At 64.0% G+C, this 11,376-nt stretch carries 9 protein-coding genes; 2 read left to right on the forward strand and 7 right to left on the reverse strand.

Translation table 11 applies throughout. From position 1 onward, the window contains the following. The 3 genes from ABIV12_RS05335 to rsfS all read right to left on the reverse strand — a co-directional run. Positions 1-707: NTP transferase domain-containing protein (locus ABIV12_RS05335; RefSeq protein ID WP_348056998.1), on the reverse strand; the 707-nt coding region annotated here is incomplete at its 3' end. Next, positions 679-1,149, reverse strand: a complete 471-nt coding sequence (gene rlmH, locus ABIV12_RS05340) for a 23S rRNA (pseudouridine(1915)-N(3))-methyltransferase RlmH (protein ID WP_348057000.1) — start codon at positions 1,147-1,149, stop codon at positions 679-681. The genes rlmH and ABIV12_RS05335, both read right to left, overlap by 29 nt. A 142-nt stretch (positions 1,150-1,291) precedes the next feature. Beyond that, entirely contained in the window at positions 1,292-1,678 is a 387-nt protein-coding gene (gene rsfS / locus ABIV12_RS05345) for a ribosome silencing factor (RefSeq protein WP_348057012.1), read from the reverse strand. 417 nt (positions 1,679-2,095) lie between these two features. Here rsfS and ABIV12_RS05350 point away from each other — a divergent pair, with 417 nt between their 5' ends. Further along, complete coding sequence (locus ABIV12_RS05350) at positions 2,096-4,189, forward strand: DEAD/DEAH box helicase (protein ID WP_348057002.1); 2,094 nt, start codon at positions 2,096-2,098, stop codon at positions 4,187-4,189. A gap of 119 nt (positions 4,190-4,308) precedes the next feature. On the opposite strand, the gene nadD is transcribed toward ABIV12_RS05350, so the two are convergent. The 4 genes from nadD to leuS all read right to left on the reverse strand — a co-directional run bounded on the left by nadD (position 4,309) and on the right by leuS (position 9,725). After that, complete coding sequence (gene nadD, locus ABIV12_RS05355; RefSeq protein WP_348057014.1) at positions 4,309-4,944, reverse strand: nicotinate-nucleotide adenylyltransferase; 636 nt, start codon at positions 4,942-4,944, stop codon at positions 4,309-4,311. 171 nt (positions 4,945-5,115) lie between these two features. Next, positions 5,116-6,138 (reverse strand): DNA polymerase III subunit delta, encoded by a 1,023-nt coding sequence (holA, locus tag ABIV12_RS05360; RefSeq protein WP_348057004.1) that lies wholly within the window; start codon positions 6,136-6,138, stop codon positions 5,116-5,118. A gap of 116 nt (positions 6,139-6,254) precedes the next feature. Beyond that, complete coding sequence (lptE, locus tag ABIV12_RS05365) at positions 6,255-6,764, reverse strand: LPS assembly lipoprotein LptE (RefSeq protein ID WP_348057006.1); 510 nt, start codon at positions 6,762-6,764, stop codon at positions 6,255-6,257. 201 nt (positions 6,765-6,965) lie between these two features. Then, positions 6,966-9,725 carry a leucine--tRNA ligase gene (gene leuS / locus ABIV12_RS05370; protein WP_348057008.1) on the reverse strand — a complete coding sequence of 920 codons (2,760 nt, stop codon included), beginning with the start codon at positions 9,723-9,725 and terminating at the stop codon, positions 6,966-6,968. A 204-nt stretch (positions 9,726-9,929) separates the two neighbouring features. Between leuS and ABIV12_RS05375 the strand changes: the two genes are divergently transcribed. After that, complete coding sequence (locus ABIV12_RS05375; protein ID WP_348057010.1) at positions 9,930-11,309, forward strand: tail fiber domain-containing protein; 1,380 nt, start codon at positions 9,930-9,932, stop codon at positions 11,307-11,309. The last annotated feature ends 67 nt before the right edge of the window (positions 11,310-11,376 follow it).

Raw genomic sequence — 11,376 nt, forward strand, 5'->3', positions numbered from 1 at the left:
AGCAGATCCGGCAGCAGACCCCAACAGTTCAGCGAAACGATCGCGCCGCTGGCGAGCGGCTGGCGCACGCGATGCGGATCGAGTCCGCTTAAGCCATCATCGCCCGCGCGGATATCGGTGTATTCGGCGATGTCCGCGAGTTGGCCGTCCGCATCCACTGCGCAAAGTCCGCGGTTGACTCCACCATGCTCGGACACCGTGCGGTCCAGACGATAGCCGACCATCGCCGGGCCCTGCGCGCGCGCGAAGTGTCCGGCGAGCAGCGCGAATGCAGTGTGGCCGTAACAGTCGTCCGCGTTGACGACCGCAAACGGCCGGTCGAGCACCGCATGGCAGCACCATAGCGCGTGGCCCGTGCCCATCGGCTTGTGCCTGGCGGAGGGCACGACGCAGCCTTCCGGGACCGACTGCAGGGTTTGTTCGACGAAGACGAGTTCGGCGCGAGCTGCGAGGTGCGGCATCAACCGTCGCGCGATTGCTTCCCTCATCGTCTCGCGAATCACCAGCACGAGGCGTGTGAAGCCGGCAGCGAGCGCATCGCGGATCGTGTACTCGATCAGCCATTCGCCGGCGGGACCGACTGCGGCGATCTGCTTTTCGCCGCCGAAGCGCCTGCCGAGGCCCGCGGCGAGCACGACCAGGGTCGGACCACTCGGTCCTGCCCGGGCACCCTTCTCATCAGCCGCGATGATACGGGTGTCCTGCAATGATCGACGCCGCTCGATAGAGCTGCTCGACGACGACGAGACGGACCAGCATGTGGGGCAGAGTGAGTGGACCGAGCGACCAGCGTTGCTCGGCGCGCGCGAGAACGTCGGCGGCGTGGCCGTCCGGACCGCCAATCAGGATGGCCAGATCGCGACCACCCATGCGCCACGCCGCGAGTTGCTCGGCGAGCTCTTCGCTCGACCACGGTTTTCCTCGGCCATCGAGTGCAACCACGTGCGCATCCTTGGGCAATGCGTTGAGCACGCAGGCGCCTTCATCGGCGATGGCGCGTGCGCCGTCTCGCCCCTTTCCGCGTTGGCCAAGCGGTATCTCGACCAGATCAAACGGGAGTTCGTGCGAAAGTCGCTTGCGGTATTCGGCGAAGCCATCCGCCACCCACGACGGCATGCGCTCACCGACGGAGATCAGGCGGACTTTCACCGCAGACGATTCGGCACGGTTGTTTCGGTGGGAGCGGCTTCAGCCGCGATGCTCGTGTACACAGTCAGCCCCGCCAAAAGCATTGCGGCTCAAGCCGCTCCCACAAAGCAACGCACCCACTTCAGTGGGTCATGCCCGACAATCAGCCGGTGAGATACACGGGCGCGTCGTCGCCGACGGTCCACAGACGCTCGAGATCGTAGAACTCGCGCGTGCGCGGCAGCATCACATGGACGATCACGTCGCCCAGATCCACCAGCACCCACTCGCCTTCACGCTGCCCTTCAACGCCAATCGGCGGCAGGCTCGCGAGTTTGGCCTTCTTGACCACCTCTTCGGCAATCGACTTGACGTGACGTGACGACGTGCCGCTGACGACGACCATCAGGTCGGTGACGCTGCTCTTGCCGCGTACGTCGATTTCCTTGATGTCCTTGGCCTTCAGATCTTCGAGCGCGGCGCGCACGAGAGTCCGAAGGCGTTCGGCGACATCGGGAGTGCGTGAAGGCTTCACACGATCGCGTGCCATCGCCTTGCCGGCACCGGCCTTCGCGACCGATTTGCCCGTGCGCGCACTGACGCCCGGCTTCGCGGCAGGCGCCTTTTTCGCAGCGGGCTTTTTCTTCGGATCTGCCGCCTTCTTCGCTGCCGGTGACTTTGCAGCGGAAGCGGGAGTTTTGCGGACCGACGGGGCCTTTGCGGCCTTGGAGGGTGCGGCCTTGCGCGACGGTGCGCGCTTTTGCGTCGTAGCCAAGTGGGATCGACCTCTTGTTTCATCACAGGGCGCCCGCGTGGCGCGGCCGAAGTATAGGCGCATTCGGGCGGCGACGCTGTCGCGTGAACGCGTCCAGCGGTGCGACGCGGTAGACTGTGCGGCCTCATCCAAATGCGGCGCGACCGCCCTCAGCGCATGTCCAACGCCGATCCTGTGACACCCGAACCCGCCATGAGCATGCAATTTCGCGATCTCGGCTTGGGCGATGCCCTGCTGCAGACGTTGTCCGACGTGGGCTACGAAACGCCGTCGCCGATCCAGGCGGCGACCATTCCGCCGCTGCTGGAAGGTCGCGACATGGTTGGCCAGGCGCAGACCGGCACCGGCAAGACCGCCGCGTTCGCGTTGCCAGTGCTGTCGCGACTGGACCTTTCGAAGACGAAACCGCAGGCGTTGGTGCTCGCGCCGACGCGCGAACTGGCGATCCAGGTTGCCGAAGCGTTCCAGCGCTACGCGACGAAACTCCCGGGATTCCACGTGTTGCCGATCTACGGCGGCCAGAGTTACGGACCGCAGCTTGCCGGCCTCAAGCGCGGTGTGCATGTCGTCGTCGGTACGCCCGGTCGCGTGATCGATCATCTCGAACGCGGCTCGCTCGATCTGTCGCAGCTCAGCACGCTTGTGCTTGACGAAGCGGACGAGATGCTGCGCATGGGCTTCATCGACGACGTCGAGGCGGTGTTGAAGAAAACGCCGCCGACGCGTCAGGTTGCACTGTTCTCGGCGACCATGCCGACACAGATCCGGCGCATTGCGCAGACCTACCTGCGCGATCCGGTCGAGATCTCGATCAAGAACAAGACCACGACCGCTGCGAATATCCGCCAGCGGTACTGGTACGTGAGCGGCATGCAGAAGCTCGATGCACTGACCCGCATTCTCGAAGCGGAACCGTTCGAGGCGATGCTGGTGTTCATGCGCACCAAGCAGGCCACCGAGGAACTCGCGCAGAAACTGCAGGCGCGAGGCTTCGCCGCAGCCGCGATCAACGGCGACATCCAGCAGGCCATGCGGGAACGGACGATCCAGCAGTTGAAGGACGGCAAGATCGACATTCTCGTCGCGACGGATGTGGCCGCACGCGGACTCGACGTCGACCGCATCAGCCACGTGCTCAACTACGACATCCCGACCGACACCGAAGCCTACGTGCATCGGATTGGTCGCACTGGCCGTGCAGGTCGCAGCGGCGAGGCCATCCTGTTTGTCGCACCGCGTGAAAAGCGCATGTTGCAGGCGATCGAGCGCGCGACGCGCCAGCCGATTGCCGAGATGCAGCTGCCGAGCGTCGAAGCGGTCAACGACCAGCGCATCACCAAGTTCAAGCAGCGCATTGCCGACGCATTGGGATCAAGCGACCTGGGGCCGTTCCGCCAGCTGATCGAGCAGTACGAGCAGGAGCGCAACGTGCCGGCCATCGAGATCGCCGCCGCACTCGCGCACATGGCGCAAGGCACCGAGCCGCTGCTGCTGAAGCCGCCGGCGCGCGGCGACGGCCCACCCGAGTTCTCGCGCGGACAACGCGAGACGCGTCCGTTCGAACGGCCTGCGCGCACCGAACGGCCCGATCGCGCGCAGCCGTCAGGTGCGCGTTCGTTCGACAAACCGCGATTCGACAAATCCGGCGTCGATCAGCCGCGCGTCGACAAGCCGCGATTCGAAAAACCGCGCTTCGAGAAGACCGATGCCGCTCCGCAGGACGATCGCGCGACTCCGCGTGCGCCGAAGCACGATGCGCCGTCGTACCCTGCGCCAGACAGCAACATGCTGCCGAAAACCCCGTTCGGCCCGGCATCGCCCGACGCGCGAACAGCGACGCGTCCGCCCCGTTCGCACCACGAGGAAGGTCGTCGCGACGAGAAGGTCGCGCGCATGCGTCGCGACGATCGTCCGCATGTTCCCGATCAGGGATTCGAGACGTTTCGCATCGAAGTCGGACTCGATCACGGCGTGCAGGCCGGCAACATCGTCGGCGCGATCGCCAACGAAGCCGGACTCGACAGCAAGAACATCGGGCGCGTCGATATCCGCGATGACCACAGCCTGGTCGATCTGCCTTCCGGCATGCCTGCGGAAATCTTCAAGCACCTGAAGAAGGTGTGGGTGTCGGGCAACCAGCTGCGCATCACGCGCGGCGGCGAGGAACCGGATTTCAACAAGCCGCGCAAGCCGCATTCGGACAAGCCGCCGTCGTTCAAGCCGCGCAGTTCGGCGCCCGGCGGCTTCGACAAGCCCAAACGTCCCGACTTCAAGAAGCGCAAGTAGATCCGGCGCAAACGGAAGCAAGTTTCCGCGGCGGAGGATCCGGCGACCCGGTTGGCCGGACGCGGTTTCCGCGGCAGGCGCCCTGGCTTTCCCTGGTCATGCCGCAGAGGTTGGGGCCGTCAGGTTGACGCCGACGTCGTGCGATACGGAGCCAGCAGTCGCGAATCCGCAAAAAGCGCCTCTGGCACCAGATAACGCGGATCGCGACCTTGCGCCAGCAACTGGCGTACCTGTGTGGCCGATATCTCCAATGGCGTGACCGGAATCGGCAGCACGCGTCCCGCCGGCGAATCGCGCAGTGCGAGCGCATTCGGGCACCGTCGCGACGCGATCTTCGTGCGCAATTCCGTCGGCAACGCGCCGTCATGACCGGGCCGGGTGAGCACGCCGATGTGGGCGAGATCGAACATCTCGCGCCATCGATGCCAGCTTGGCAGGCCGGCAAATGCGTCGGATCCGACCAGCAGCACCAGCGCGCGGTCGTCCCCGATTTCGGCGCGCAGCTCCACCAGCGTGTCGACCGTGTACGAAGGACCTTCGCGTCCGAGTTCCCGCACGTCGAGCATCAGGCGCTGCTGACCCGCCAGCGCGGCTCGTACGCAACGAGCGCGCTCGTCGGCAGTCGCCACCGGTTGGTCGCGATGCGGCGGAACATTCGCCGGCACCAGCCTTACGTCGGCGTCCATGAACTCGGCCGCTTCCCACGCAACGCGCAGGTGGGCGTTGTGGATCGGGTCGAACGTGCCACCGAGCATCGCCAGCGGTTTTTGAGGCACATCAGTCGACACGCTTCCTCCTGCGTGATCCCACAACCGTTGAAGGGATCTCAAACCGCCCTGGTCCGGATTCGGTCAAAGCGACAGTCGCACCGCAATTGCGCGCGTCGTCGAGCATCCTGCATGTCGACGCCGTCGCGTGCAGCACCTTCACGAGGTGATCAGAACCGCACCGCGGCGCGGCGATGCCATCGCAGCGACCAGCCGTTCGAGTTCGCGCCACGCGTCGCCATCTCCGCGCCCCTTGGCGATGCGGTCGATGCGGCCAGCCTGGTTGAGGCAGCGTTCCCAATGCAACCGGTCGCCGTTCTTCAATGCACGCTTGAAAAGACCTTCGCGCGACGATGGCCAGATGCGCTCCGTACGCATCGCGCTGTCGACGTTCGAAGCCGATGCGAGGCGAAGCAGCAGGCGCAACTGCGTCAGCATCCAGCCGAGCATCGGAATGATCTCCTCGCCTTCCTCGCGCAATCCCTGGACGATATGCACGGCTCGCCCTGCATCGCCGCCGATGGCTGCATCGGTGAGGCGGAAAACGTCGTAGCGCGCGTCGTCGGCGACACTCGCCTCGAGGGTTTCAAGGTCGAGCGTCTTGCCGGCGTGCACCAGCGAAAGCTTCTCGATCTCCTGGGCGGCGGCGAGCAGGTTGCCTTCGACCCGTTCGGCAAGCAGCGCAATCGCATCGGGCGTTGCCTTCAATCCGCGCATGGCCATCCGCGCGCCGATCCAGTCAGGCATCTCCTCGCGTTTCAACGGCCACACGGTCACCGCAGTGCCGGCGCGTTCGATCGCGGTCGACCAAGCGCCTTCATGCTTCTTGCTCCAGTCGTTCGCGGTGACCAGCAGCAGCGTATCGGGCGGCGGCGACTTGCAGAACTCGACGATCGCCGCGCTGCCGTCCTTGCCCGGTCGTCCGGTGGGCAATCGCAGATCGATGACCTTACGGCTGGCGAACAGCGACATCGAGCGCCCCGCATCGCCGAGCCGGCTCCAGTCGAAATGCGCCTCGACGTCGAGAATGTCGCGTTCGATGAACCCAAGGACTTTCGCACGCGCACGCAACAGGTCGGCCGCCTCGATCACCAGCAGGTGCTCCGCGCCGGCGATCAGGTAGACGGGTTTCAGATCGCCGGTGGCGATCTGCTTGCGGAAGTTTGGAAGCGTGGTGGCCATCGGCGCATTGTACGACCCGCGCGATGACGCGGACGCCTGATCGATGGGCGTCGATTGCCCGGTGTGCACGCGCGCCGATGATTGACCGACACGACAATGCGCCGGTCACCGCGGAATCAGGGATGGATCTTGCCCAAGGCCTCGAGCCTGCGCAGGATCGTCTGCACCATGTCGCGCTCGAGCTCCTTGCTGAGCAAGTCGGTTTCGGAAGCAACGCCGAGCGCCTGGGTGGCGTCGAAGGTGAACTCGCGGGAGAGTTCGATCGTCTGCTTCGGCACGACCACAGTGCCGTCCCCGCCCTGGACCGAGAACTCGACGTGATAGCGCAACGCGTATTCGTTGGCCCGCGCGGTGCCGCCTACAGACAACACATCGGTTGACAGCGTATTGACGGGGATCTTCAGCACAGCCACGCCTGCTTCTGCGTTCTCGACGACCTGCGCGCCTGAACGTGCGAGCGCCTTCGACAAATCCTTGCCCAACGCGTTGTTCAGATCGGCGATCTCGATGTGTACGCGCTGCATGGCGGCCGGCAACTGGGCTTCCTTGCGCAGGTGGAATCCGCAACCTTGAAGGAGGCCGATGATCGCAACAAGAAAGAGAAACGTTCGCGGACGCAGGATCATGAGTGGATTCCGGCAAGGAGCGTGGAGACGGACGGGCAACGGATGATACGGTGACCATGCGGCAGACTGCGAGTGAAACGGGCGGAGCAACGCAGGGAGCTGCGCTGTCCAAGCCGCGTCGCCAGCCGACCGGAAAGGCGCTGCCTCATTCCGCATCGGACTTCATTCCCGGAGTCTGGCATGACGTTCACGTGCGTCCACTCACACCACGATGTTCACGATCTTGCCGGGCACAACGATGATCTTCTTCGGGACCTGCCCACCGAGAAAATCGGCGACCTTCGGTTCCGCAAGCGCGAGCCGCTCGATCTCGTCCGGCGCGAGCGCGACCGGCACATCGATGGTCCCGCGCAACTTGCCATTGACCTGCACGGCGAGCGTGATCGAATCCCGGACGAGCGCTGCAACATCGACGCCCGGCCATGTCTGATCCTCGATCAGCGTTTCGCCGTGTCCGAGCACTTGCCACAGCGCGTGCGAGATGTGCGGCGTCACCGGATTGAGCAGCAGCACCATGGCTTCGAGCGCTTCGTGTCGCACCGCACGACCCTGGTTACTTGCGTCGTCGAACTTGCCAAGCGCATTGAGCAGTTCCATCAGCGCGGCGATCGCAGTGTTGAATGCGTAGCGACGACCGATGTCGTCCGACACTTTCTGGATCGTTTCGTGAAGTTGCCGACGCACTGCCTTCTGCGACGCGTTCAACGCCGACACATCGACCATCGGGTGATCCGCGTTCGACGCATGCGCAACGACTTCGCGCCAGAACCGGCGCAGGAAGCGCGCCATGCCCTCGACGCCCGCCTCGTTCCATTCGAGTGACTGCTCCGGTGGCGCGGCAAACATCGAGAACAGTCGCACGGTGTCCGCACCGAACTTGCCGACCATTGCTTGCGGGTCGACGCCATTGTTCTTCGACTTGGACATTTTCTCGGTGCCGCCGATGCCGACGGGCTCGCCATCGGATTTCAGCCGTGCGCCGACAACGCGCTTGTCTTCACGCTCGATTTCGACATCGGCGGGGTTGATCCATTCCTTCGATCCGTCGGCGTTGTCGCGATAGAACGTGTCGGCGATCAACATGCCCTGGCACAACAGGTTGGTCGCAGGTTCGTCCGACGTCACCAGGCCTTCGTCGCGCAACAACTTGTGGAAGAAACGGAAATACAGCAGGTGCAGGATCGCGTGCTCGATGCCGCCAATGTACTGGTCGACCGGCAGCCAGTAATTTGCGCGATCGTCGACCATTCCGGCTGCTCCCGGCGAGGTGTAGCGCGCGTAGTACCAGCTCGATTCCATGAATGTGTCGAACGTGTCGGTTTCGCGCTCCGCGGGGCCAGCGCACGTCGGACACGTCGTCTTGCGCCACTCCGGATCAGACTTGAGCGGCGATTTCACGCCGGTGAACTCGACGTTCTCCGGCAACAACACCGGCAACTGGTCTTCGGGCACCGGCACCGCACCACACGTCGCGCAATAGACGATCGGAATCGGGCAGCCCCAGTAGCGCTGGCGCGAGACGCCCCAGTCACGGAGGCGAAAGTTGATGCGGCGTGCGCCCTTTCCTTCGTGTTCGAAGCGCGTCGCAAGTGCATCGAACGCACTTCGAAAATCGAGGCCGTCGTATTGGCCGGAATCAACCAGCGTGCCATAGCCCGTGTACGCGCCGTCCTCGATGATTGCGCGCTGGAATTCCTCGAACACGCTGACTGCGCCGGGCGCTTCGTACACATCGATCGCGCGACTTTCGCCTAGCGCCGCCGACATCGGGTCGTTGTTGTACTTCGCGTCGCGGCCGAGTTCGCGGATTGCATCGCGCACTGCGTCGCTGACGATCACCATGCGGATCAGCAGATCGTACTTTGTTGCGAATTCCCAATCGCGCTGATCGTGCGCCGGCACCGCCATCACCGCGCCTGTGCCGTATCCCATCAGAACGAAGTTCGCGATCCACACCGGCACCTCGTCGCCGGTGACCGGATGAATCGCGGTCAGCCCGGTGTCGATGCCTTTTTTTTCGGCCGTTTCAATGTCGGCCTCCGCAGTACCACCGTGGCGGCATTCCTCGATGAACGCGGCGACCAGCGGCTTGGACTGCGCCGCCTTCAGCGCGAGCGGATGCTCCGCGGCGACTGCGAGGTAGGTGACGCCCATCAATGTATCCGGGCGTGTCGTGAACACGGTGAGCGGCGCTGATTCTCCCTGCACCGCGAACTGGATCTCCAGACCTTCGGAGCGACCGATCCAGTTGCGCTGCATCGTCTTGACCGAATCGGGCCAGCCCGGCATCCGGTCGAGTCCGTAGAGAAGTTCGTCAGCGTAGGCGGTGATCTTGAAGAACCACTGCGGAATCTCGCGTTTTTCGACCAGCGCGCCGGTGCGCCAACCGCGACCGTCGATGACCTGTTCGTTGGCGAGCACCGTCTGGTCGACCGGATCCCAGTTGACCACCGCCTGCTTGCGATACGCCATGCCCTTCTTGAACAGCCGCGTGAACAGCCGTTGTTCGTGCACGTAATAGTCCGGCCGGCAGGTCGCGAACTCGCGCGTCCAGTCGATCGCATAGCCGAGCGTCGCGAGCTGCGCGCGCATGTGCTCGATGTTGGCGTAGGTCCACTTCGCCGGCGCGGTGTTGTGCTTGATGGCCGCATTCTCGGCAGGCAGCCCGAACGCGTCCCACGCCATCGGTTGCAAGACGTTTTTGCCCTGCATGCGCTGGTAGCGACTGATGACGTCGCCGATCGTGTAGTTGCGCACGTGGCCCATGTGCAGCGCACCGGAGGGATACGGCAGCATGGAGAGGCAGAAAAACTTCGGCTTCGGCGATGATTCGTCAACGACGAAGGCGCGCGTATCGTTCCAGAATTTCTGTGCCGCGGCTTCGATTGCCAGCGGTTGATACGCCGAGGCGCCGTCGGCCTGACGCGATGCATCGGAGTTGGGTTCGTGGGTTTCTTGCATGGGGAGTTGGCGCCTGCGTCGGGACCGGAAAGTCTGCGCAATGGGCAATCGAGGGGGACCGCCGAGGGTACCCGGTTGGCTGTTCAAGGAAAAGCGGCGCGGTGAGAGTGCGCAACCCGCGGCGAAATGTCTCGTTTTGTCACTGAACCGCGTATTACTTGATTGGGGAACAACCGTTCTCCGGGGTCAACAGGAGGAACTGACATGAATCGCTTGACGTTGTGCGTCGCGCTCGCCGCGACGCTGGGGACGGGAATGGGTGCGTCGCTGGCCCATGCGGATTCGTTCATGTACCACGGGTCATTGCAGGACGCGGGGAAGGCCGCGAATGGGTCTTACGACCTGCAACTCACGCTTTATTCCACCGCAACGGGCGGCCACGCGCTTTCGTCACCGGTCACGCTGTACGGCGTGCAGGTGAAGGACGGCAAATTTGTCACGTCGGTCGACTTCGGACAGACCACTGCGCAGTCCACCCAGAGTTACGTGCAGGTCCAGGTCAAATCCGCCGGATCATCGGATTTCGTCGCACTCGACCAGCGGTCGCCGGTCGCACCCGATGGCGGATGCCCGGGATCGTGGGCCCTCGACGGGAACGCCGGAAATCCTCCCGGAAGCTACCTCGGCACGGCGGACGCCCAGCCGGTCAACATCTTGACGAACGGAACAACGGTTGCCTCGTTCAATACCAACCAGTCGGTCGGCCTTGCTTATCCATATACCACCGCGGGCGCGTTTTCGACAGGCATCGGCTACAACGCAGGAACGGCGTTTGAGGGATCGATCGTCACCGGTGGACGCAACGACTCCACGTTCTCCAACTCGATTCGTGACAGCGCAACCAATCAGGTGATCATGGTTGCGCAACACGGCGTCGGCATCAACACCAGCCATGGAGGGGATGGTGGAGTGCTGCACGATGAACTGACAATTGCCCCGTCCGCGGGGTTGCCGGCTGGCAACGCGGATATCACGCTGCAAACGGCGACGGTTCCCGGCTACGTGGGCTTTAACATGGCCGCCTTACCGAACGGGTTTTTCCAGCTCACCGGGCTGTTCAACGTCGCCGGCGCGCTCAACTACAGCCCGCTGCTTTATGTCAATTTCTTTGGCAGCAGTGGCTACGCCAACTTTGCCCTCAACGGCGCAGCCGCCGACAGACCGCTCCGCGTGGGAACATCCGGCTCAAATGGAAACGGCGCCTTCCTGAGCGCCACCGGTGTCTGGACCAATGCCTCCAGCCGGACGTTCAAGGACACGATCGCCGCGGTCGATCCGCGGGCCGTGCTCGACAAGCTCGTGGCGATGCCGGTCGCAACGTGGTTCTACAAGGACGCACACACCGACGGCCAGCACATGGGGCCGATTGCCGAAGATTTCGCGCAGACCTTCGGACTCGGCAGCAACGAGAAATACATCGGCACGGTCGACGAAAGCGGTGTGGCACTCGCGGCAATCCAGGGCCTCAACCACAAGGTCGAAGCGGAAAATTCTTCGTTGAAGAAGCAGAACGCCGACCTGCGTAGCGAGATGGATGTCATTGCCGCGCGTCTCGAGCGCCTGGAACACGCGAAGGGAGAGTGACATGACGACCCTTTCGTGGATCAGCCGCGGCGGGCCGCCCGTCGCATTGCTGGCAGTGGCGCTGACC

It is taken from the genome of Dokdonella sp. (genome assembly GCF_039926425.1).
Taxonomy (GTDB): Bacteria; Pseudomonadota; Gammaproteobacteria; order Xanthomonadales; family Rhodanobacteraceae; genus Dokdonella_A.